The sequence below is a fragment of the Bacillus sp. FSL R5-0439 genome, assembly GCF_038008805.1.
Lineage (GTDB): Bacteria > Bacillota > Bacilli > Bacillales > Bacillaceae > Bacillus > Bacillus safensis.
The window spans coordinates 3,527,882-3,549,221 of sequence record NZ_JBBOZW010000001.1 but is presented as its reverse complement, the minus strand read 5'-3'; the positions used below and the strand labels follow the sequence as shown (position 1 = coordinate 3,549,221).

Genomic DNA, 21,340 nt, shown 5'->3' with positions numbered 1-21,340 from the left:
TTCATCCGTCATATATGATGAAAGTATCATAATTAAAAGGAAGTGTGAAGCATGACGATAGCAAAGCTCATTGATCATACAGCACTAAAACCAGATACATCTAGAGCTGCAATTATGCAGTTACTTGAAGAAGCAAAGACTCATCAATTTGCATCTGTTTGCGTGAACCCAACTTGGGTATCTCTTGCGTCGAAAGAACTAGCAGGAACAGGTGTTGATGTATGTACAGTCATCGGTTTCCCGTTAGGCGCAAACACAACAGCGGTGAAAGCATTCGAAACAAAGGATGCGATTGAAAACGGTGCAACAGAAGTGGACATGGTCATCAATGTTGCCGCATTGAAAGACGGCGAATATGATGTGGTTGAACAAGATATTCGTGCAGTTGTAGACGCAGCAAAAGGCAAAGCATTAGTGAAAGTTATCATTGAAACATGTTTACTTACTGATGAGGAAAAAGTCAAAGCTTGTGAGCTTTCAGTGAAAGCGGGCGCTGATTTTGTGAAAACATCGACTGGATTTAGTACAGGCGGTGCAACAGCTGAGGACATCGCATTAATGCGTAAAACAGTAGGACCTGACATCGGTGTGAAAGCATCAGGCGGCGTGAGAACAAAAGAAGACGTTGAGGCAATGACAGCTGCAGGTGCTACCCGTATTGGCGCAAGTGCAGGCGTTTCCATTATCAAAGGGGATCAATCATCTCCTTCGAAAGACTATTAATTCATACGATCCTATGGTAGGATAACATTCATGACTCATAAATGATGAAAAAGTCATATGCGGAAGGACCTCTCTTCTGGGAATTTCTTCCGCGTTTTGTTTACGAAATAGGGTTTGTTCCATACAAGCGCATTAATGTAAACGAATTCATTCAAGGAGGAAAAACATGAAATACGTGATTGGTATCATCGGTTTGCTAGTGATTCTGGCCATTGCATGGCTGGCTAGTAATGGGAAAAAACGAGTGAAATTCCGTCCAGTAATTGTCATGATTGTACTGCAATTTATTTTAGGTTATATTCTGCTCAATACAGGTGTTGGAAACTTCCTAGTCGGAGGCTTTGCAAAAGGATTCCAAATGCTTCTAGGCTATGCCGGCGAAGGAATCAACTTTGTATTTGGCGGGTTAATGAATGATAAAGCGTCTACTTTCTTCATCAATGTTTTACTGCCGATCGTCTTTATCTCGGCGTTAATCGGTATCCTGCAGCATTGGCGTATTCTTCCGCTTATCGTACGTGGAATCGGATATTTGCTTAGTAAAGTAAACGGTATGGGAAAACTAGAATCTTACAACGCAGTAGCGTCTGCGATTTTAGGTCAATCAGAAGTCTTTATTTCTATTAAGAAACAACTTGGATTATTACCACAGCAGCGTCTTTATACATTATGTGCATCTGCAATGTCGACGGTTTCGATGTCGATTGTTGGTGCGTACATGCAAATGATTAAACCAGAGTACGTGGTTACAGCACTTGTGCTGAACCTATTTGGTGGATTTATTATCGCATCGATCATCAATCCATATGAAGTGTCTAAGGACGAAGACATGCTTGAAGTCGTTGAGGAAGAAAGACAATCCTTCTTCGAAATGCTTGGCGAATACATTATGGATGGTTTCAAAGTAGCGATTGTTGTTGCTGCAATGTTGATTGGATTCGTTGCATTAATTGCGATGATTAACGGTATCTTTACAGCTGCCATCGGTGTTTCTTTCCAAGATGTACTTGGATATGTCTTTGCTCCATTTGCGTTCATTGTTGGTGTTCCTTGGAGCGAAGCGGTACAAGCAGGAAGCATTATGGCGACCAAAATGGTATCGAACGAATTTGTGGCAATGCAAATTCTATCCGGTGATGCTTTCCAATTCAGTGCTCGTACAGAAGCGATCATTTCTGTATTCCTTGTATCATTTGCGAACTTCTCTTCTATCGGTATCATTGCTGGAGCAGTCAAAGGCTTAAACGAAAAGCAAGGGAACGTTGTCGCACGCTTTGGATTAAAGCTGTTATTCGGTGCAACTCTTGTCAGCTTCTTAACAGCAGGCGTTGTCGGTTTAATTTTCTAATTTTCTAATTTAAAAAAAGGAATGGTGAAAAACAATGAGAATGGTAGATATCATTGCGAAAAAACGTGACGGAAAAGAATTATCTTCAGAGGAAATTTCTTTCTTTGTCAAAGGTTATACGGACGGAACAATTCCTGACTACCAAGCAAGTGCCTTGGCTATGGCAATTTTCTTCCAAGATATGACAGATCAAGAACGTGCAGACTTAACACTCGCTATGGCGAACTCAGGAGATACAATTGACCTGTCTGCCATTGAGGGTATTAAAGTAGATAAGCACTCAACAGGTGGTGTAGGTGATACAACTACGCTTGTACTCGCTCCTCTTGTTGCGGCACTAGATGTACCTGTTGCGAAAATGTCTGGGCGCGGCCTTGGGCATACAGGCGGTACAGTGGACAAGCTTGAAGCGGTCAAAGGCTTCCATGTAGAAATTACAAAAGACGAATTCATCGAGCTCGTGAACCGTCATAAAGTAGCGGTTATTGGTCAATCAGGCAACCTGACACCAGCTGATAAAAAGCTGTATGCTCTTCGTGATGTGACAGGAACTGTTAACTCAATTCCGCTTATTGCAAGCTCCATTATGAGTAAGAAAATTGCTGCTGGTGCAGATGCGATTGTACTCGATGTGAAAACAGGCGCAGGTGCTTTCATGAAAACACCAGAAGACTCAGAGAAGCTTGCAAAAGCCATGGTGCGCATCGGAAACAACGTTGGCAGACAAACGATGGCGGTCATCTCTGACATGTCTCAGCCGCTAGGATTAGCGATTGGAAATTCCCTTGAAGTGAAAGAAGCGATTGATACGCTTCGAGGCGAAGGTCCTGAAGACTTAAACGAGCTTGTGCTCACATTAGGAAGTCAAATGGTCGTTCTTGCGAAAAAAGCAGACACACTTGATGAAGCAAGAGAAAAGCTGATTGAAGTGATGAAAAACGGCAAAGCACTTGAGAAATTCAAGGAATTCTTAGAAAACCAAGGTGGAGACAGCTCCATTGTGGATCAGCCTGAAAAACTGCCGCAAGCACCTTACAAAATCGAAGTACCTGCAAAAGAATCAGGTGTCGTAGCTGAAATCGTCGCGGATGAAATCGGTGTTGCAGCGATGATCCTTGGAGCAGGACGCGCAACAAAAGAGGATGATATCGACCTATCTGTCGGCATCATGCTGAACAAAAAAGTGGGCGATCGTGTTGAAAAAGGAGATTCACTTGTGACTCTGCATGCGAATCGAGAAGATGTTGCAAATGTCATGGAGAAAATTTATGACAACATCCGCATCGCTGATCATGCCGATGCACCAACTTTGATCCACACGGTCATTACTGAATAAAGAAAAAGGACAAAAGTGATTCGTCGCTTTTGTCTTTTTTTATGCTCGTCTTTTTCTATTGAAATAAAAAAATTCACTTTATGAAACAAACCTCTTGCAATCATCAAACAATGGGTGTATATTAATTGACGAGTCAATGATTGATATATCAAGTAATTGATTTCTGAATAGAAAAGAGGGGATGGCATTGACTGCATTTTGCTCTGAAGAGGCAGAGGTATTATATCGTTTGCAGTGTGTGAACCGTATGATGGGCGTGAAGTTCGAAGCATGCACGGGCATCAGCCAATCAAGACTTGAGTTGTTATCGCTGTTATTCCAAGCCGATGAAATCAGCCAATCAGATTTGCAGAAAAAAGTAAATATTGATAGTGCAGCTGTGACGCGTCACTTGAAACAGTTAGAAACAAAAGGAATGGTCACACGCAGAAGAAAACCAGAAGACAATCGAGTCACACTTGTTCGCTTAACAGACGAAGGCAGAACAAGAATCGAAGCTTCTAAAATAGAAAAAGAACGATTTATCTCAGAAATGCTTGAAAACGTAAGTGAAGAAGAACGAAGGCTTCTCACTGATGTGCTCATCCGTATACAACAAAACATCGAAAAGATTCAAACAACCTAAAGGAGTGTTACACATGGCTACAACATTAAAAACAAACGATTTTATGGAAATTATGAAAGGGCGCCGCTCTATTCGTAACTATGATCCATCTGTGAAAATCAGCAAAGAAGAAATGACAGAGATTTTAGAAGAAGCAACAACTGCACCATCATCAGTGAATGCACAGCCTTGGCGCTTCATGGTGATTGACAGCCCAGAAGGAAAAGAAAAGCTTGCACCACTTGCAAAATTCAACCAAACACAAGTGTCAACATCAGCAGCTGTCATTGCAGTTTTTGCAGATATGAAAAACGATGAATACTTAGAAGAAATTTATTCAAAAGCAGTAGAGCATGGCTACATGCCGCAAGAAGTGAAAGAAAGACAAATTGCTGCATTAACTGCACACTTTGAAGTTCTTCCAGAGCAAGTGAACCGCGAAACAATTTTAATTGACGGTGGGATTGTGTCTATGCAGCTTATGCTTGCTGCACGTGCACACGGTTATGATACAAATCCAATTGGCGGATATGATAAAGAAGTCATTGCTGAAACATTTGGCTGGGATAAAGAACGTTATGTACCAGTCATGCTGCTATCAATTGGGAAAGCAGCTGACGAAGGCTATGCATCTTACCGTTTACCGGTTGATCGTATTGCTGAGTGGAAATAATATCTTTTCAAAAGGAGACGATCAAATGATTATTATTCATGCAGGGATGACCATTCATCCAGAAAAAGAAAACGTATTTTTAGAAGAAATCAACGAATTAATGAAAGCTTCACAGGCTGAAGAAGGCAATGTTTCCTACAAGCTGTTCAAGGATACAGATAAGGAAAATACCTTTTTAATGGTAGAAGTGTGGAAAGATGACGCTGCGGTTCAAAGCCATAATGCAAGTGCTCATTTCCAGGCGTTCGTAGCGAAGGCAAAAGAATTCTTAGCCGCTCCACTTGACGTGGTTGCCTTTCAAGGTCAGCAGCTTTCATAGAAAAACAACAAACACCCTAGGCGGTTATCGCCTAGGGTTCTTTTATTTTCGACATATGGTTCCACCTATTTCATTCACGTATTGTGCATTTTCCACAAAATTTCTGAAAATAAAATGTTTTTCGACTTAACTATATTGGAATATGCTAGAATTAGATATTATTTATTACCAAAATAGGGAGGAACCAAAATGAAACAAGGGAAATGGACGAAAATTGCACTAACCGCTGTCCTAAGCTTAGGAACATTGACAGCTTTCAGCACCCCTCTATCTGCCCACACCACAGAAAAATCAACATCCTCTGATGGCGGTCATTATTCAGGTATTCCATTTGACTCAAGTGTCGTAAATGAAGACCGTCTCGTCAAAGCCTTGAAAAAACAAGGAAAGATCAAAAAGAATGCCAATGAGGCAGAAACCCAAAAAGCATTAAAGAACTATCTAAAGAAAAAAGAAGAATCGGCAATGAAACAAAGTGCCAGCACTTTAACAGAAGAGCCTGAATTCCTCAAAGAATACAAACAAGAGGTACATAACAAACTTGCCAAAAAGAAAAAGTTAAAGAAGCATAAAGGAAAAGAAGGCAATCAAGTAAAACCGGTCAAAAAGGAAAAGTATAAAGGTGACGTCCGCAATGATAAGGTATTGGTTTTATTAGTAGATTTTAAAGATTATAAGCATAATAGTATCAAAAAAGAAGAGACTGATATGTATTATGACAAGTTTGATCAACAGCATTATCAAGATATGCTTTTCGGAAAAAATGGCTACATCGGTCCAGATGGGAAACGAAAAGTATCCATGAAGCAATATTATGAAAAGCAGTCCGGCGGCAGTTACACAGTCAGTGGAACAGTTGCAGGATGGTATACAGCGAAGCATGAAGCAGCTTATTACGGCGGGAACGTACCTGACGATTCAGGCAGTGACGGCAGACCGCGCGAATTGGTAAAAGAAGCACTCGAAGCAGCAGCAAAAGATCCAAATGTTGATCTCGGCGAGTATGATCAATGGGACCGCTATGATATTGATGGCGACGGTGTTTATAACGAGCCAGACGGCATCATTGACCATCTGATGGTCGTTCATGCCGGTGTAGGTGAAGAAGCAGGCGGCGGACAACTTGGCGCTGATGCGATTTGGTCACACCGCTGGTCACTTGGTGATGTATTTGAAATTCCGGATACTGAATCTGAAGTCGGACAAGGCGGGAAAATAGGCGCATTGGATTACACCATTGAGCCTGAAGATGGCGCAGCAGGTGTGTTTACACATGAATTCGGACATGATCTTGGTCTTCCTGACGAGTACGATACACAGTACACAGGCAACGGAGAGCCCGTTTCTTACTGGTCGATCATGTCAAGCGGAAGCTGGGCAGGTAAAGTGCCTGGTACGGAACCAACAGGCTTTAGCCCATATGCGAAAGAAATGCTTCAAAATCTGCATGGGGGCAACTGGCTTTCTGGACAAACCATCGATGGTAAAACATTAAAGAAAAGCAAAACCGTCTTAATTGATGAAGCAGCAACAAAAGGAACGAACCATGACGCCGTTCGAGTCGATTTACCAGATAAAGAGATTGTCGTTACGACACCTGCTCAAGGAAAATATTCGTACTTCAGCGGAACGGGTGACAATTTGAATGCAACTATGACGACAACAGGTATTGATTTGTCAAAAGGAAGCAAAGCAGAGCTGACATTTAAAGCATGGTACGATATTGAAGAAGATTATGATTATGCGTATGTCGAAGTGCGTGAAACAGGGACTGATCAATGGAAGACCATCGCGGGTAACATCACGAATGATCGAAATGAAGCAGGTGCAAACGAAGGCAATGGCATCGATGGAAAATCAGACGGCTGGGTAGATGCATCCTTTGATCTGTCTGCTTATGCAGGGAAGAAAATCGACCTGCAATTCCGTTACACAACCGATGCAGGCTATTCACTTCCAGGTTTATTTGTAGATGATCTGAACGTCAAAGCAGATGGAACGAACGTATGGTCAGATGATGCCGAGGATACATCTACTTTTACCTTTAATGGATTCTCAAAATCTAATGGAAAACAATATGCAGCACAATACTATTTACTAGAGTGGCGCTCTTATGCTGATGTCGATAAAGGCTTAAAGCATATTAAACGCGGTGCAAGTCTGATGAGCTATAATAACGGTTTGGTCGTGTGGTTAGTCGATCAATCGTACAGTGATAACTGGGTTGGAAAGCATCCGGGGAACGGCTTCCTTGGCGTAGTAGATGCAGATCAGCAAGTATTAAAATGGAGTGACGGTTCCATTGCCGCCACAGGCTTCCAAGTACATGATGCAGCATTCTCTTTGAATCCAAGTACGAAGCTGAATATCGATTATACAGCAACAACGGGCTTAACTTTGCAAGATCGCTACATTCGCCCGACTCGTACATTTAGTGATAAAAAGAACTATGTGAATCCAAATAACCCAGATGCAGGACGCGATGTACCGAACTATGGATTATCCTTTAAAGTCGTTGGACAAAGTAAGGATCGTTCTGTTGGAAAGGTGTTAATTTCGAAAAGTAACTAAATAGAAAGCCGGATTCTACTATTGAATTCGGCTTTTTGATATGTGAGAAAAGGATTATAAGGACACGATTTGGTTTTTAATCGAATGTCTGTTCTTTTTTATTTTGATATCCGAATGAAACCATTATATAATAGAGCCTGGAAGATTTTCTTTCAACCATGATTCTTTTAGCTGTTAAAACAAAGGAAAGGATGAGCGTTACCAATGAGTTATGTCACTGCCAAGCAATTAAAGGTGATTCGAGGGACGATGCAGACTTTTTGCAGCCATTTGGAGTATGATGGTCATGGTAAGCTTCATATCAATACCATCATGGCTTTTATTAAAAAGGAATTCGGCGTGAGAAAAATGAAAGACATTCCACAAAGTCGCTTTACAGAAGCGCTAGAATTAATACAAGACTTTGATTTATACACGGATAAAATAGAAATTCGTGACCGTCTATCAGAAAGGAATTAACTAAATTGAATATTTTAGCAATGATTTTAGTAGGAATTGTCGCATTAGAACACATTGTCATCATGTTATTAGAAATGTTTTTTATGGAATCAAAGATGGCGAAGAGATCTTTTAAGCTGCCAGAACACTTGCAAAAAGATCCAAATGTCAAAGTGATGTTTGCTAATCAGGGGCTTTATAACGGGTTTTTAGCAGCAGGACTCATTTGGGGACTCATTCTTGGATCGAATACCGTTGGATATATGATTCAGCTATTTTTCATTCTTTGTGTCATCATCGCAGCAGTATTTGGCGGTGTAACATCCAATAAATCAATTATCATCAAACAAGGAGTACCAGCGCTTCTTGCATTAATTGCACTGATGCTGGCGATCTAATCTTAAAATAAAGCCGCCCCTAGAAAGGGCGGCTTTTATCTTTTTCGAAGTCCCATCAAACGAATAATGGATGTCAGACAAAGGGCAACAGCAACGGCCAAAATGATTTTTCCGTACATGACCCCTGTTAGGTTCATTAAAAAGACGGCCAATATAATACAGAGCGTGATGATGATCATCACAATCGAATAGGTTTTCATCTCTTTTTCCACTCCTTTAAAAATCCCCTCATGTGACACGAGAGATCTGTCAATCTTTCCTCATATTATATCACTCAATGACAATTTTACATGAAATTCCCTACCAATAGAATGTGACATATTGATTAGATTTTGAGTCATACCATATTTTTTAGAAAATCGGGTATAACATAAAGAACTGACCCAAAGTCATATTGCTTGATATTTAATTGTGCAAAATATAAAATAACCACAGGATAAATCGAAAGGATGATCAAGATGAGTAAGAAAGTGTTATTAGTATCGACAAGCAGCCCAGAAATGAATGGACATCCAACAGGCTTATGGCTAGAAGAGTTAGCAGAGCCATTTCATATTTTTAAAGAAAATGAACTAGAAGTACAAATTGTCTCTATTCAAGGTGGCACTGTACCAATTGACAAAAATTCAATTCCTGAAGGTGTTCCAGCGCAATATCAAGATGTGTATGAACGACTTCAAGACACAAAGGCGCTTACAGATGTGAATCCAGCTGATTATGACGGTATTTTCTTTGCTGGGGGACACGGCCCTATGATCGACTTTGCGTCTAATCAATTGGTGGCGGATGCGATCTTAGCGGTTTCAGATAAAAATGGTGCGATCGGAGCCGTTTGTCATGGTGTTTCAGCATTCGTTGATGTGAAGGACGAAAATGGCAAATCATTTATCGAAGGCAAAAAAATCACAGGCTTCACCAACGAAGAAGAGGAAGCCGTGCAGCTGACATCAAAGGTTCCATTTTTATTGGAAACAAAACTTCGTGAGCAGGGGGCAGCGTTTGAAAAAGGAGATGCCTTTGCGCCATTTGCTGTCGTTGACGGACAAATCATTACTGGACAAAACCCCGGATCAAGTGCAGAAACAGCACGTTTGTTTGTTAAAACTATTGCATAAAACGATCAAAAACCAGCCGTTACTCATGCGGCTGGTTTTTTTGTTATAAAAATGTCCCAAAAAAGACCAAAACAATGATTGGAATAATGGTAAAATTATCACAGGGTAAAAAACCCAAATGAGGAAAAGGGGATGTTCCTGTGAGAGCATTTTATGTCAAAATCACTGCAGCTTTACTGTCTGTTTTACTCGTCGCAACAGGTTTGTTTTCACCAGCATTAAAAGCAGAAGAAGCACCAAAATCAAGTGGGAAACGATCACCACTGACAGAAAAAGCGATTCAGCAAGTGCAAGAGTCGTTTTTGAAGCAGGATGAAGGAACCGCTATCCAACAGAAGCAAGTGAAAAAATCATTTAAAGTGAATAAGAAGAAAGGAATCAGTATCAAACGAAAAGCTGCTAAAGATGGCAAAATGCGCACGTCTGCCGTTCGCTCCATTGATGGACTAGCCATAAATCAATCGGCTGTCTTAACAGAGGACGACCCAGTTGATTTATGGTTTTTAAGCACATCTTCACCTCAGGCACTCATCAGCCGGATTACCTCTTCAAACGCTGATTATTTCGTTCAATTGTTTGTTGTTGATTATGAAACAGGACAAGCCTACCCAACGGATCTTATTCAACCGGCAGGCAGTCTGATTGCGTTAAGCAATTTACCAGCGGGTGATTATGCGTTTGGTATTACCAGCGGTGGAGACTTTGGAGACTCATATACATTACAGGTGAATGCCAAAAACCCACCAAATTTCACAGGTGCTGAATCCCTGTCATCAACATTGCAATACTTTGTCGCTACGTATGCCAATGGGGATGTTTTCGCAAATGGTACAAAAGTATATAACAAACAATCTAAGACCGCCGATTATAAATGGGAGCGTGTATTTTACTTCTCATATGATGGAAAATATGAACAGAGAACTCATTCTGTTGACAGTGTGAAGGTGAAAAGTATTTCAGCACCAGTGTCGTACTCTGCTCCATACGCAAGTTCCTCAGAGGCCATTCTCGTCTACTTAGATGTGGAGACTTTATTTATGTATCATGAATCATCGTTTGCTAGTGGGCAGTACTACCATAGTAGCTTTGTTGATACACTCGGGAAGACGACACCAAGACGCTTAGATATTGATGATATGACAAATTACGGTGATCATATTTTAGCTGTAGATTTAAAAACAGGAAAGCCGATCGATTTCTTCAGTGTGTTGAATTTCTACTATGCTGCAGGGATCGAGAAACTGCCAACAATCAGAACGTTGAATTAAGAAAGGCGGTTGACATCAAATCGCCACATGTGTAGAGTAAAGATAATTAAATGACAAAAGTCCACTAGGGGAGTCATGTATGACTGAGACAAGAGAAAATCTTGGACCCTTTGAACCTGATCTAGTTCGTACTAGCGGAGGGAAGTGGAGCTGGACCTTGTCTTATTCATGATTGAATCGATAAGAAGGCCGCTCCATTTGGGGTGGCTTTTTCATTTATTCAACTGAAGAAGAGGAGGCTTTTTTTATGACATTTTCTACGCAATTAAGGAAAGAAACAGAACCGTTATTTGAAGCCATTTATCAGCATCCGTTCGTCAGAGGCCTGGCAGCAGGAAAGCTGGAAAAGGAACAGATCATTCATTATGTCAAACAGGATGCAGAATACTTACAAGCATTCATTAAAATTTATGCAGCAGCGCTCAGCAGATGTACAGACAGAGGGGATATTGCGTTTTTTCATCAGCAGATTGCATTTGTACTAGATAGTGAAACGCACCCTCATCAAAACCTTTGCCGAGTGGCAGGAGTAGCATATGATGAGCTCCAAGGTGCTTCTTTGGCTCCGAGTGCTCATCACTATATTCATCACATGCTGCAAGTCGCACAGGAAGGTACGCTTGGTGAAATCATCGCTGTCCTGCTACCATGTCCTTGGACATATTGGGAAATAGGGAAACGAATGCTCACAGATGTGCAGCCAGACCCGTCACATCCGTTTTATGAATGGATCACGTTTTATGGAGGGTTAACCGATTCTGTCACAGGTGAGCTTTGCAAGCGGCTCGATCAATTGGCGGAAGCAGCAAGTGAGAAGGAAAAGGAAAAAATGAAACAGCATTTTATCTTAAGTTGCCAGCTCGAATACAAGTTTTGGGAAATGGCCTTCACTGTTGAAGAGTGGCCAGTTCAACTGGAGGTGCATTCATCATGACATGGAAGATGAAAGAAGTCGTCCTTGCTGTGATTTTATCCGTTGCGTGCGGTGTGATCTATTTAGGATGGTCCACACTTTACTTACCGATTACAGCACTTGTTGGCCCAGCAGGAGGCAATATCATGTTTGGAATATGGGTCATTGCTAGTCCAATCGTTGCGTATATCATTCAAAAGCCGGGGGCTGCCCTGATTGCGGAAACAGCTGCCGCGGCTGTGGAATTATTGACAGGCAGCCACTTCGGACTTTCAGCTTTGCTGATTGGTGTATGCCAAGGGCTTGGGGCAGAAATCGCCTTCGCTCTTTTTGGGTATAGACGATACCGCATGTGGACACTGATGCTGTCTGGTGCCTTTGCCGCTATCGGAGCGATGGCGTACAGTCTCGTGGCAAATGGCTTTGGTTATTACACGCCTCAAGTTTTACTTATGACCCTTGTGACTCAAATTATTAGTGGAATGATACTTGGCGGCTGCCTTGCGAAAGTGGTGGTGGACGCACTATCCAAAACAGGTGTACTGAATCAATATGCCATTATGAAAGAAAAACGAAACAAAGGTGAACAGCATGAATTCATTTCTCGCGTGCAATGATCTGACTGTCCGTTTTTATGAACAGCCTAAGCCTGTTTTAAATCAAATCTCCCTGACGATTCAAAAAGGGGAAAAGGTGCTTATTTTAGGGCCGAGCGGAAGCGGGAAATCCACGCTCATTTCGGTTCTGGCTGGAATCATTCCAGAGCATGTGGAAGCAGACATGCAGGGTGAAGTGGTGTTACAAAGACATACAGGCGTCATGTTTCAAGATCCAGACTCTCAGTTTTGTATGCACCGCGTCAATGAAGAAATTGCCTTTAGCTTAGAGAACCGTTCCGTCCCTCGGGAAGAGATGGATGATATCATTCAGCAGCTCATGCAAAAAGTCCAACTGAATGTCGATCCGCATTCAGAGATTCACACTTTATCTGGCGGCATGAAGCAGCGATTGGCACTTGCTTGTTTACTAGCTTTACAGCCGGATGTTCTATTCTTTGATGAACCAACCGCACAGCTTGACCCAGCAGGTAGAATGGACATATTTCAACTGCTGCAGCAGCTTGCAGCCGATCAGCAGCAAACCATGATTTTTGTAGAGCATGTGCTTGACGGAGTCATTGAATGGATGGATCGGGTGATTTTATTAGATGATCAAGGCAGCATTTTAGCAGATGGAGCTCCAAAAGATGTGCTCGTGACATATGAGGAAGAAATGAAAGAGGCAGGAATTTGGCGGCCAAAATTATTTCCCGAGAAATGGTCCACGATTATTCAAGATCCATTTCATCCACTGAGTCAAACCTTTATGCAAACCTATGAAGTAAGAAAAGCGAAGCATGAAAAAGTGCCGTCAATCGAACGAGAGACAATGATTCGTACAGAAAATCTTCAATTAAGCTACGGGAAAAAAAGGATTATGAGTAACCTTCAGCTTGATATCAAAGCAGGAGAATGGGTGGCGATTATTGGAGAAAATGGAAGCGGAAAAAGTACGTGTCTCAAACATTTGATCCGCTTAGAGCCAGCTAAAAAAGGTCATATTTTCTTAAAAGAAACAAACCTTAAAAAATGGTCTGACCGACTACTCTATGAAAAAGCAGGATTTGTGTTTCAAAATCCGGAGCTTCAATTTATACAAGACACAGTATTCGATGAAATTGCCTTTGGAGGCAGACAGCGAAACTGGCCAGAATCAGTCGTACAAGAAAAAACGGCCCAGCTACTGAAAGAGTTCGGTTTAGAGAAGCATGCAAAAGCACATCCCTTCACCTTAAGTTTAGGGCAAAAAAGAAGATTGAGTGTTGCCACGATGCTCCTTTTTGATCAAGATGTATTGCTGTTAGATGAACCGACTTTCGGGCAGGATGAAAAAACGGCGAAGGAATTAATGAGGCGTTTAAAAGAACGGCAGCGCCAAGGCACGACCATTGTGATGGTTACACATGATATGGAGCTTGTCGATGAATGTGCCGATCAAGTGCTTCTTTTTCATCAAGGCAAGCATGTATATGATGGTCCCCCTTATGATTTATTTTCAAATCAGGAACTTGTCGATGCTTATCAGCTGAGAGCTCCTTTACATTATCGCTATGTGGCAGAAAGAAAGGATGTGCTGACGATTGCAAAGTAATCATTCCTTTCTTTCTACTGTGAATCCAGTCATGAAATTACTCGCTCACCTGCTTGCGATGGGCTGCCTCATGGCGATATCTGATCCTAAAACAACCTTTATCATCTGGCTGTTTGCTCTTGGCATTGGACTTGTTTTAGGTGGATGGAATATGAAGTATCTCATCACAAGGCTTGTCCCTTATCTGCTCTTTTTTATTCTCGTCTTTTGGATGATGGCGGCATTCGGCAAGGGGGATCATACTGTTTGGAAGTGGGCGTGGTTTCATATCACGGAGGAGAGTTTAAGAAATGGGCTCACCATCGCTTTCAGAATGCTTGGATTTGTGACATTTGGCCTCCTTTTTACGTCCACCACAGATTTGACGGCATTTATGATGAGTTTGATTCATCAATGCCGAATGTCCCCAAAATGGGCGTATGGAATGCTTGCTGGCTTCCGGTTTATTCCGTTATTTCAAAGTGAATTAAAACAAATGAAAGCTGCACATAAAATCAGAGGCTACAAGCAAAAAAACAGCTGGAAGGCCTTTATGCGTTATGCATTACCTCTTTTTACGCAGGGCGTACGAAAATCAGAACGCTTAGCGATTGCAATGGAAGCCAGGGGCTTCACAGGGACGAGAGAGCGAACGTATTATCATATCATGAGCACCTCATGGATTGACTATATGTATCTTTTTCTCATCGGTATCAGTGTCTTCATGTGCATTTACCTTGTTTAAAAAACACCCACATTCTCTTGATAGAATGTGGGCTTTTTATATATCTTAGGTCATTTGATTGATATTAGTACACATTACAGGCTGTAATAGATCATATAACGAACCGATAAAGAAGGTGTACTGAGAAAAAGAGAGGATGAACGTAAGCGAATGTCACAGAGAATTGATAACATTATAGACGCTTTACCAATCATTGGACTTGCTATGAGAGAACAGCTAACCTTTTCTGTTATAGGGAAAGAGAAGGTTCTTTATTATCAGCAACATGGGAATATTGATTTAGGATTTAAAGCTGGTGATAAAGTAGATCCTGGATTCCAAAACTTTGCGATGCTGAAAAATGGGAGAGAACCATCGTTTATCCAAATTCCGAAAGAAGTATACGGGATTCCAATGGATATCGTAGCCGTTCCAATTACTGATGAATTAGGTCAAGTAGTTGCTGCCTTCTGTGTGGCCTATGACCAAACCAATCAACAACGATTAGATCACATCATGACGGAGAGCAACGAAGCTTCGGAAAAACTAGTCGCAATGGTACAGCAGGTTGCCGCACATTCAGAGGAACTACAAGCGACAAGTGAACAAATTCTTCAAAATACGAAAACCACTGTCGAAAATTCCTCTAAAATCAATCAAGTATCTAATCTCATTAAAGGTATCTCTGATCAAACGAACCTACTTGGACTTAACGCATCAATTGAAGCTGCAAGAGTGGGAGAAGCAGGAGCAGGCTTTGGAGTGGTCGCAACAGAAGTGAGAAAGCTGTCAACTCACGCGAAACAGGCGACAACTGATATTGAAACAGCCCTAAAAGATGTGCAGGGGTCAATCAAAGGAATGGAAGAAGAAATTGCGCAAATTGTCGCTTCCTCTGAGCATCAGGCAGAACTTGTAGGCACTTTTACAAAAATTATTGAAGGCCTTCATGAAACAAACGAAACGATGAAAGCATTAGCAAACGACTTAGTGAACTATCAAGTGAAATAAAAAAACGATAAAACCTCCAGCTGAATTGGAGGTTTTTTATCATTTCAAGGTGAGAAACTTGTTAGGATTATGACCGTTTTATCGCTGACAGGCAGGATACACTTCTGTATGATAGAAAAAGAGAGACTAGTTTTGTCATTAGACCTATTCATAAGGAGGAAGATCATCGTGACACAATCAGCAAAGCTGCAAGAAATACTTGCACCCTACCGTCCGTTGTTAGATGAAACGGAAAAACCAATGATACAATTGCAGATGAAACAAGGAAAAACAGGACCATACGACAGCAAAATAGCTGGTGATCCTTACTTCCCCAAAAACGACGAATATCCGGTTGATGATGAAGGGCATCCTATGAAACTTTTGGCGCAAATTAATTTCGGCCAGCTGCCAAAGCTGAAGGATTATCCAGAAACAGGGATTTTGCAAGTCTTTATTTCTGTGCATGATGATCTTTATGGAATGAATATTGACCATAAAACAGAGCAAAAAGATTTTCGAATTAAATTTATTGAGGAACCTTTCTTGGCAGAAGAAGAGTTATTGACTGATTTTTCTTTTGTGAAAATTCCAGACGATTTTTATTTTCCTGTAACGAAGGAAGGCGCAATTACAGGTGAATTAGCAAGTGAAACGATCAGTGTAGGAGATTTCCGCTTTGAAAAAGTCACAGGAAAGAACAGCTGGGACCTATTCGAAGATGCAGATGGTGTTAATGGCGATGAAGCAGATGCCCTGCTGGATGAATTTTATGAAACAGCGAGTGGCTTTGGTCACAAATTGGGCGGGTACCCAGGGTTTACACAAGAAGACCCGCGTACCTATGTAGATCAAGAACATACCGTTTTGTTATTACAAATTGACTCAGATGACGAAGTAGATTTGATGTGGGGAGATTGCGGTATTGCCAATTTCTTTATCAAACCAGAAGACCTCAAACGAAAAAATTTCGAGAATGTTGTCTATAATTGGGACTGCTCCTGATTTTGTAAAAAACACACTTTAAACACTCTTTATAGAGTGTTTTTGTGTATGTTTTTAGACTTTTTTGTCCCTATTTCGTCATTTCTAAGAGGCAATATGTCATTCTTACTAGTTGACCGGATCAAAAAAAAATGTAAAATCATCTTAAAGTCCTCTTTTTTGAAAATAATAATAACATGACTTATGATTCAACGATAAAATGCTCGAAAAAGCGGAATGTACTGGGGGGTATCAATTGATCATTTCGAAAGTAATCAATAATAATGTTGTCAGTGCGTATGATGACGAGCAGCATGAGCTGGTCATTATGGGCAGAGGGATCGCGTTTCAAAAGAAAAGCGGAGACCCGATTGACGAAGAACGAATCGAGAAGGTATTTTCTATTCAAAATAAAGATATATCAGAAAAATTCAAAACCCTGCTTTATGATATTCCAATCGAGTATATGCAAGTGTGTGAGGCGATTATTGAGCATGCGAGAACAACGCTTAACAAAAATCTAAATGACAGCATCTATGTGACGCTGACGGATCATATCACCTTTGCCATTGAACGTCATCAAAAAGGAATGGACATCAAAAATGCCTTGCTCTGGGAAATCAAACGGCTGTATAAAGATGAGTTCAGATGTGGTTTAGAAGCGATTCGGATCATTGAGGACAAGCTGAGCATCCATCTTCCTGAGGATGAAGCGGGCTTTATTGCCATGCATATTGTCAATGCAGAGCTCAATGAGGAAATGCCAAACGTGATTCAAATCACCAAACTCATTCAAGACATTTTAAACATCGTTAAATATCACTTTCAAATTGATTTAGACGAGGAATCATTAAATTATTTCCGATTTGTAACGCATTTGAAGTTTTTCGGACAGCGTCTGTTTAACGAAACACAAATGGAAAATCAAAATGAGTTTCTGTATGAAGTGGTAAAAGAGAAAAACATTGCAGCTTTTCAATGCGCAGAAAAAATTAACGAGTATGTTCAAAAAGAATACAACCGAAGTCTCATAGAAGATGAAATGCTATATTTAACTTTGCATATAGACAGAGTAATAAAAAGAAAATAAATTCAAAAAGAAAGCGTTGACATCACAAAATTAACATGATAATTTATAACTATAAACTAAATAACCCACAATCTTTTAGGATTGTTACTGGTCAAGCAGGCAAAACCTAAATCATTGTCCCTATCTTTGATAAGGCATGATTTAGGTTTTTTTATATCTAAAGACTTATAAAAATTAAATAACGATCAATCGCTATGAAGGATTGTTACTGGTTAAGCAGGCAAAACCTAAATATCGATTAATGTCTGAATCGCTATTTCTCGGACATTAATGGATGTTTAGGTTTTTTCTATATCAAGATGAAATCAACGATTGGAGGGTAACACAATGAACCACAAACAAACAGCAAAAGAAGTGCTAGAACTTGTCGGCGGTGAAAAAAATGTTAAGCAAGTCACACATTGTATGACAAGACTTCGCTTCAACTTATACGATGAAAGCAAGGCAGATAAAGAAAAGCTGCAATCAACAGACGGCGTCATGGGCGTGAATCAAAGCGGAGGTCAATATCATGTCATTATCGGCAATGATGTCTCAAATGTCTATCAAGCGATGATTGCTGACTCTGGGTTATCAACAGATGTAAAATCAAGCGGTACAGAAGAAGCATCAAAACAAAATGTGATATCAAAGCTTTTCGATTTTATCTCTGGTGTCTTCACACCGATTCTCCCGGCCATCGCTGGAGCCGGTATGATCAAAGGGATTTTGGCACTGATGCTCACATTTCAGTGGATATCAGATAAAAGCAGCACGTATGCGATTTTAACAGCTATCGGAGATGGAGCCTTTTACTTCTTACCGATTCTACTTGCTGTAAGCGTAGCCAAAAAAATTGGTACAAATCAGTATATCGCAGCTGCCATTGCAGCAGCAGCACTGCACCCGCAGTTAACCGCTTTACTGGGTGCGGGAAATACAGAATTTCTCGGCTTGCCAGTGGTTGCCGTTGTGTACTCTTCATCGGTAATTCCAATTCTTCTTACCATTTGGCTCGGCTCATATGTTGAAAGATTCGCAGAAAAATATAGTCCAAAATCATTAAAGATCATCCTTGTTCCAACAGTTACACTTCTTGTCGTTGTACCGGTTATGCTCATCGCGGTTGGACCACTTGGTGGAATTATCGGTAATGGCCTTTCAGGTGGAATTGATTTATTGTTTAAACATGCAGGTATTCTGGCCGGACTCTTGATTGGCGGATTCATGTCACCATTGATCATTACGGGCATGCACTATGCACTGCTTCCAATCATGATTAACAACATTACATTAAACGGTTTTGACTTTATTCTTCCAATGATGTTTGTAGCGAACATGGCACAAGCAGGCGCAGCATTCGGTGTCTTCTTAAGATCAAAAAACAAAACATTCAAATCATTGGCGATGTCTACAAGTATTACAGCTTTAATGGGTATTACTGAACCTGCTATGTATGGTGTGAACATGCGATTGAAAAAACCGTTCCTTGCAGCCCTTATTGGTGCAGCAGCAGGCGGCGTGTTTATGTCGATCTTTAAAGTAAAATCATATGTGATATCTGGATCAGCAGGCCTCCCAGGTCTCCCAACATTCATTGGCCCAACATTTGTCTACTCAATCATCGGTTTAGTGATCGGATTTGTTGTAGCAACGATCATGACACTTGTTCTAGGATTCAAAGATGTACCAGTGAAAGATGATAAAAAAGCAGACAAACCAGAAGAAAAAAAAGACACAGCAGCGCTTCAAAATGAATTGATACAAAGCCCGATTGAAGGTCAGCTAAAGCCGCTCAATCAAGTAAATGATGCAACATTCTCTAATGAAATCATGGGCAAAGGTACAGCCATTGTACCAACTGTTGGACGCGTTGTTGCACCGTTCAACGGCAAGATTGAAACCATTTTTCACACAAAACATGCCATTGGCTTGAAGAGCGACCAAGGCACAGAACTTCTTATTCATGTCGGGATTGACACGGTAAAGCTTGACGGAAAGTATTTCACAAGTCATGTGCAGTCCGGTGATCTTGTACAAGCAGGGGATGTGCTGGTTGAATTTGATATCAAGGGTATTCAGCAAGAAGGCTATGATGTGACCACACCTGTTATTGTGACCAACACAAATGATTATGCTCAAGTTGATGGGAAAACAGATGGAGCGATTACAGTGAAAGAGACACTGCTTACAGTCAGTGTAGAAGAAAAAGAGGAGGGCATTCAACATGAACAAATTAGAAAAAACATTTCCTAAAGGTTTCTTATGGGGCGGCGCTGTTGCAGCCAACCAAGTTGAAGGCGCATATAATAAAGATGGAAAAGGCTTATCGACAGCTGATGTATCGCCAAATGGTATTATGCATCCATTCGATGAATCAATGAAAGACCTAAACTTATATCATGATGCCATCGATTTCTACCATCGCTATAAAGAAGATATTGCACTCTTTGCAGAAATGGGATTCAAGAGCTTCAGACTATCTATTTCTTGGCCGCGTATTTTCCCAAATGGCGACGATGCGGAACCGAATGAAGCAGGCCTCGCTTTTTATGAAAAAGTATTTGATGAACTGCATAAGCATGGAATTGAGCCAGTTGTCACGATCTCTCACTATGAAATGCCGCTTGCACTTGTGAAAAACTACGGTGGATGGAGAAACCGTAAGCTTGTGGATCTTTATGAAACATACGCTAAAACATTGTTCACTCGCTTTAAAGATAAAGTGAAATATTGGATGACCTTCAATGAAATCAATGTCGTGTTACATGCACCTTTCACTGGCGGCGGGCTTGTATTTGAAGAAGGGGAAGACGAGAAAAGCATTCAATATCAAGCAGCGCATCACCAATTTGTTGCAAGTGCTCTGGCTGTTAAAGCAGGACATGAAATCATTCCAGATGCAAAAATTGGCTGTATGATTGCAGCGATGACCACATACCCGTACAGCTCAAGACCAGAGGATATGTTTGCTGCAATTGAGCAAGACCGTAAAACATTGTTCTTCTCAGATGTACAGGCAAGAGGCTATTACCCAGGTTACATGAAACGTTATTTCCTGGAAAATAACATCAACATTGAGTTCCAAGACGGGGACGAAGACATTTTAAGAAACCATACAGTTGACTATATTGGCTTCAGTTATTATATGAGTTTTGTGACGAGTACTGATCCAAAGATCCTTGAACAAGTTACTGGTGGTAACCTATTTGAAGGTGTGAAAAACCCTTATCTAGAAGCAAGTGATTGGGGCTGGCAAATTGATCCGAAAGGACTTCGTACAACACTGAATCAGCTGTATGACCGCTACCAAAAGCCATTGTTTATCGTAGAAAATGGATTGGGTGCTGTCGATCAAGTAGAAGAAGACGGATCAATTCAAGACGATTACCGAATTGATTACCTCAGAAGTCATTTGCTAGAGGCGAGAGAAGCCATCGCAGACGGAGTAGACCTGATCGGTTATACAAGCTGGGGCCCAATTGACCTAGTCAGCGCATCAACGGCTGAAATGAAAAAACGATACGGCTTCATTTATGTCGACCGTGATAATGAAGGAAACGGTACATTAGATAGAAAGAAAAAGAAAAGCTTCGATTGGTATAAACAAGTGATTGCGACGAATGGTGAACATTTGGATGCATAAAAGAAAAAGACAAACCGCTCATACTGCGGTTTGTCTTTTTTGTCCTTTGAGG

20 protein-coding genes, 1 pseudogene and 1 riboswitch are annotated in these 21,340 nt (G+C 40.9%); of the genes and pseudogenes, 20 read left to right on the top strand and 1 reads right to left on the bottom strand.

Annotated features, from left to right (window positions below; genetic code table 11):
* Window positions 1-51: 51 nt before the first annotated feature.
* The 9 genes and pseudogenes from deoC (at window position 52) to NST59_RS18270 (ending at window position 8,410) form a co-directional block, all read left to right on the top strand.
* On the top strand, window positions 52-723 hold the full coding sequence (gene deoC / locus NST59_RS18310; protein ID WP_039182640.1) for a deoxyribose-phosphate aldolase: 672 nt from the start codon (window positions 52-54) through the stop codon (window positions 721-723).
* Window positions 724-889: 166 nt separating this feature from the next.
* Window positions 890-2,071: a NupC/NupG family nucleoside CNT transporter gene (locus tag NST59_RS18305; protein WP_039182637.1), complete on the top strand. Its 1,182-nt coding sequence runs from the start codon at window positions 890-892 to the stop codon at window positions 2,069-2,071.
* A gap of 34 nt (window positions 2,072-2,105) precedes the next feature.
* Window positions 2,106-3,407: a pyrimidine-nucleoside phosphorylase gene (locus tag NST59_RS18300; RefSeq protein ID WP_039182634.1), complete on the top strand. Its 1,302-nt coding sequence runs from the start codon at window positions 2,106-2,108 to the stop codon at window positions 3,405-3,407.
* A 140-nt stretch (window positions 3,408-3,547) separates the two neighbouring features.
* A pseudogene (locus NST59_RS18295) lies at window positions 3,548-4,032 on the top strand (MarR family winged helix-turn-helix transcriptional regulator).
* 13 nt (window positions 4,033-4,045) lie between these two features.
* Window positions 4,046-4,684: a nitroreductase family protein gene (locus tag NST59_RS18290; protein WP_126682515.1), complete on the top strand. Its 639-nt coding sequence runs from the start codon at window positions 4,046-4,048 to the stop codon at window positions 4,682-4,684.
* A 25-nt stretch (window positions 4,685-4,709) separates the two neighbouring features.
* The gene (locus tag NST59_RS18285) at window positions 4,710-5,003 is read left to right on the top strand and encodes a putative quinol monooxygenase (protein ID WP_039182626.1); all 294 of its coding nucleotides are present in this window, start codon (window positions 4,710-4,712) and stop codon (window positions 5,001-5,003) included.
* A 189-nt stretch (window positions 5,004-5,192) separates the two neighbouring features.
* Window positions 5,193-7,574, top strand: a complete 2,382-nt coding sequence (locus NST59_RS18280) for an immune inhibitor A domain-containing protein (protein WP_058838424.1) — start codon at window positions 5,193-5,195, stop codon at window positions 7,572-7,574.
* Between the two features lie 204 nt (window positions 7,575-7,778).
* Window positions 7,779-8,033: an ORF6C domain-containing protein gene (locus tag NST59_RS18275; protein ID WP_039182618.1), complete on the top strand. Its 255-nt coding sequence runs from the start codon at window positions 7,779-7,781 to the stop codon at window positions 8,031-8,033.
* Between the two features lie 5 nt (window positions 8,034-8,038).
* On the top strand, window positions 8,039-8,410 hold the full coding sequence (locus NST59_RS18270; RefSeq protein ID WP_034281380.1) for a DUF1304 domain-containing protein: 372 nt from the start codon (window positions 8,039-8,041) through the stop codon (window positions 8,408-8,410).
* A 35-nt stretch (window positions 8,411-8,445) separates the two neighbouring features.
* Here NST59_RS18270 and NST59_RS18265 read toward each other — a convergent pair whose 3' ends face one another.
* The gene (locus tag NST59_RS18265; protein ID WP_003214630.1) at window positions 8,446-8,610 is read right to left on the bottom strand and encodes a hypothetical protein; all 165 of its coding nucleotides are present in this window, start codon (window positions 8,608-8,610) and stop codon (window positions 8,446-8,448) included.
* Window positions 8,611-8,868: 258 nt separating this feature from the next.
* On the opposite strand from NST59_RS18265, the gene NST59_RS18260 reads away from it, so the two are divergent.
* The 11 genes from NST59_RS18260 (at window position 8,869) to NST59_RS18210 (ending at window position 21,288) form a co-directional block, all read left to right on the top strand.
* Window positions 8,869-9,525 (top strand): type 1 glutamine amidotransferase domain-containing protein, encoded by a 657-nt coding sequence (locus NST59_RS18260; protein WP_144489793.1) that lies wholly within the window; start codon window positions 8,869-8,871, stop codon window positions 9,523-9,525.
* A 140-nt stretch (window positions 9,526-9,665) separates the two neighbouring features.
* Window positions 9,666-10,793, top strand: a complete 1,128-nt coding sequence (locus tag NST59_RS18255; RefSeq protein WP_144489795.1) for a hypothetical protein — start codon at window positions 9,666-9,668, stop codon at window positions 10,791-10,793.
* Window positions 10,794-10,849: 56 nt separating this feature from the next.
* Window positions 10,850-10,953, top strand: a riboswitch (TPP riboswitch).
* 87 nt (window positions 10,954-11,040) lie between these two features.
* Window positions 11,041-11,727, top strand: a complete 687-nt coding sequence (gene tenA / locus NST59_RS18250; protein ID WP_064498215.1) for a thiaminase II — start codon at window positions 11,041-11,043, stop codon at window positions 11,725-11,727.
* Window positions 11,724-12,323, top strand: coding sequence for an ECF transporter S component (locus tag NST59_RS18245; RefSeq protein WP_064498214.1), 600 nt, complete (start codon window positions 11,724-11,726; stop codon window positions 12,321-12,323). Before tenA ends, NST59_RS18245 begins: the two co-directional genes overlap by 4 nt.
* Window positions 12,298-13,896, top strand: a complete 1,599-nt coding sequence (locus NST59_RS18240) for an ABC transporter ATP-binding protein (protein ID WP_144489798.1) — start codon at window positions 12,298-12,300, stop codon at window positions 13,894-13,896. Before NST59_RS18245 ends, NST59_RS18240 begins: the two co-directional genes overlap by 26 nt.
* On the top strand, window positions 13,886-14,620 hold the full coding sequence (locus NST59_RS18235; RefSeq protein WP_144489800.1) for an energy-coupling factor transporter transmembrane component T family protein: 735 nt from the start codon (window positions 13,886-13,888) through the stop codon (window positions 14,618-14,620). Before NST59_RS18240 ends, NST59_RS18235 begins: the two co-directional genes overlap by 11 nt.
* Before the next feature lie 150 nt (window positions 14,621-14,770).
* Entirely contained in the window at window positions 14,771-15,610 is an 840-nt protein-coding gene (locus NST59_RS18230) for a methyl-accepting chemotaxis protein (RefSeq protein ID WP_144489802.1), read from the top strand.
* 168 nt (window positions 15,611-15,778) lie between these two features.
* Window positions 15,779-16,594: a YwqG family protein gene (locus NST59_RS18225; protein WP_144489804.1), complete on the top strand. Its 816-nt coding sequence runs from the start codon at window positions 15,779-15,781 to the stop codon at window positions 16,592-16,594.
* Window positions 16,595-16,829: 235 nt separating this feature from the next.
* On the top strand, window positions 16,830-17,663 hold the full coding sequence (gene licT / locus NST59_RS18220) for a BglG family transcription antiterminator LicT (RefSeq protein ID WP_106025435.1): 834 nt from the start codon (window positions 16,830-16,832) through the stop codon (window positions 17,661-17,663).
* A 327-nt stretch (window positions 17,664-17,990) separates the two neighbouring features.
* On the top strand, window positions 17,991-19,898 hold the full coding sequence (locus tag NST59_RS18215; protein ID WP_341040882.1) for a beta-glucoside-specific PTS transporter subunit IIABC: 1,908 nt from the start codon (window positions 17,991-17,993) through the stop codon (window positions 19,896-19,898).
* Window positions 19,870-21,288: a glycoside hydrolase family 1 protein gene (locus NST59_RS18210; RefSeq protein WP_144489806.1), complete on the top strand. Its 1,419-nt coding sequence runs from the start codon at window positions 19,870-19,872 to the stop codon at window positions 21,286-21,288. The genes NST59_RS18215 and NST59_RS18210 overlap by 29 nt, the downstream gene beginning before the upstream one ends.
* Window positions 21,289-21,340 lie beyond the last annotated feature (52 nt).

Excerpts from the sequence above, each read along its gene's own strand:
- deoC (WP_039182640.1), top strand. The coding sequence starts at position 52 with ATGACGATAGCAAAGCTCATTGATCATACAGCACTAAAACCAGATACA.
- NST59_RS18305 (WP_039182637.1), top strand. The coding sequence starts at position 890 with ATGAAATACGTGATTGGTATCATCGGTTTGCTAGTGATTCTGGCCATT.
- NST59_RS18300 (WP_039182634.1), top strand. The coding sequence starts at position 2,106 with ATGAGAATGGTAGATATCATTGCGAAAAAACGTGACGGAAAAGAATTA.
- NST59_RS18290 (WP_126682515.1), top strand. The coding sequence starts at position 4,046 with ATGGCTACAACATTAAAAACAAACGATTTTATGGAAATTATGAAAGGG.
- NST59_RS18285 (WP_039182626.1), top strand. The coding sequence starts at position 4,710 with ATGATTATTATTCATGCAGGGATGACCATTCATCCAGAAAAAGAAAAC.
- NST59_RS18280 (WP_058838424.1), top strand. The coding sequence starts at position 5,193 with ATGAAACAAGGGAAATGGACGAAAATTGCACTAACCGCTGTCCTAAGC.
- NST59_RS18275 (WP_039182618.1), top strand. The coding sequence starts at position 7,779 with ATGAGTTATGTCACTGCCAAGCAATTAAAGGTGATTCGAGGGACGATG.
- NST59_RS18265 (WP_003214630.1), bottom strand. The coding sequence starts at position 8,610 with ATGAAAACCTATTCGATTGTGATGATCATCATCACGCTCTGTATTATA.
- NST59_RS18260 (WP_144489793.1), top strand. The coding sequence starts at position 8,869 with ATGAGTAAGAAAGTGTTATTAGTATCGACAAGCAGCCCAGAAATGAAT.
- tenA (WP_064498215.1), top strand. The coding sequence starts at position 11,041 with ATGACATTTTCTACGCAATTAAGGAAAGAAACAGAACCGTTATTTGAA.
- NST59_RS18245 (WP_064498214.1), top strand. The coding sequence starts at position 11,724 with ATGACATGGAAGATGAAAGAAGTCGTCCTTGCTGTGATTTTATCCGTT.
- NST59_RS18240 (WP_144489798.1), top strand. The coding sequence starts at position 12,298 with ATGAATTCATTTCTCGCGTGCAATGATCTGACTGTCCGTTTTTATGAA.
- NST59_RS18230 (WP_144489802.1), top strand. The coding sequence starts at position 14,771 with ATGTCACAGAGAATTGATAACATTATAGACGCTTTACCAATCATTGGA.
- NST59_RS18215 (WP_341040882.1), top strand. The coding sequence starts at position 17,991 with ATGAACCACAAACAAACAGCAAAAGAAGTGCTAGAACTTGTCGGCGGT.
- NST59_RS18210 (WP_144489806.1), top strand. The coding sequence starts at position 19,870 with ATGAACAAATTAGAAAAAACATTTCCTAAAGGTTTCTTATGGGGCGGC.